Origin of the sequence: Lysinibacillus sp. NPDC093190 (genome assembly GCF_050280425.1) — a bacterium.
Taxonomy (GTDB): Bacteria; Bacillota; Bacilli; order Bacillales_A; family Planococcaceae; genus Lysinibacillus.
Genome location: NZ_JBNNVG010000071.1, coordinates 1 through 1,334 on the forward strand (window position 1 = coordinate 1; position 1,334 = coordinate 1,334).

General features: G+C 34.8%; 2 protein-coding genes. Both read right to left on the reverse strand.

Annotated features, from left to right (window positions below):
- A partial coding sequence (locus tag ACQKOF_RS24985) for an S-layer homology domain-containing protein (protein WP_427563087.1) occupies positions 1 to 189 on the reverse strand: 189 nt, incomplete at its 3' end.
- A 201-nt stretch (positions 190 to 390) separates the two neighbouring features.
- Positions 391 to 1,334 (reverse strand): N-acetylmuramoyl-L-alanine amidase (locus ACQKOF_RS24990; protein WP_427563090.1); only part of this gene is annotated, 944 nt, incomplete at its 5' end.

Sequence of the window (1,334 nt, forward strand, 5' to 3'; positions counted from 1 at the left end):
ATACGTTTTGCCCTTTTCTGTATACCCTTTAATAACACCTAAATTAACTAAATAATTGATTTCTTCATATGCGTCATCCTTGTTCGTAACATCTATAAAACCGCCATTTGCTTGTGCACTATGTATTGTAAACATTGAAGCAAAAACGAATAGGACGCATAAAATAAGACTAATTTTTTTGAGATACAATGTCTTATTTCCTCCCTTCTTGTTCTAACATTAATATTAACAAAATTTCACAGGTAAAACCATTATATAGATGAAAGTATTATACTAAAATTCTAAATTATAGAACTTTTAAAGCCCAAAGTGCTAAATCAATTGGACTGATAAACGTATCAAACAAAAAGAGCTACATCATTCACTTTTGAACGATGTAGTTCTTCATTATTATTGTTTTGAGTAATATTCTGAAATTCCTTTGTAGATAGATTCAGCGAATAACTCAACATATTGATCATCTGTCATTTTAACGCGGTCTTCATCATTTGTTAGGAAGCCTAGCTCGACTAAGATGGCTGGAATAATCGTGTTGCGAATTACATAGTATTGTTCTTTTTTAACACCACGATTTTTCATATTTAAGTTATTAACGATTTGATTATTTACAAATGTTGCAAGATCAATGTCCTCTTGATACATATCACCTGTTGAAATTGCATAATATGTTTCAGTACCTAGTGCAGAAGTATTTGCTGCTGAATTTACATGGATGCTTACGAAGATTTCGCCGTAATTAGCATTTGTAAAGTCAACGCGGTCTTGAAGTGAAGGATACGTGTCCCCTGTACGAGTTATATATACCTTCGCACCTGCAGCCTCTAGCTTTTGTTTCACAAGTGTGCCGACCTTTAATGTGATAGCTTTTTCGGAATTAGAACCTACAACAGTTCCAGGGTCCTTACCGCCATGTCCTGGATCAAGAATGATAATTCGATCTTTCAACGGATTACCATTTTGATTTAATAGTTTTAAATAAGATTTATGGACATACCCTTTTTGACCTTGATAAGTCACTTGTGCCCAATAACCGTTAATACTGTTTACTTGAACATATTCGCCTTTTTTCAGCTTACTTACTACCGTAGAAGTAGAGTTAGCTTCTTTGCGGATATTTAAATTATCAACTGTCACTCGACCTAATAGATCACCAGAAACTGTTGGTGGAGTTGGATCTGGTTTTGGTTTTGGATCTGGTTTTGGTTTCGGTTCTGGATTTGGTTTTGGAGTAGAAGGTTTTTCTACTTCAACGTCCGCTGTACTATTAGCCACGATATAGCCTGGTACACCATTCACTACAGTTAGATGGTAACCACTTACCGTCTTATACACAG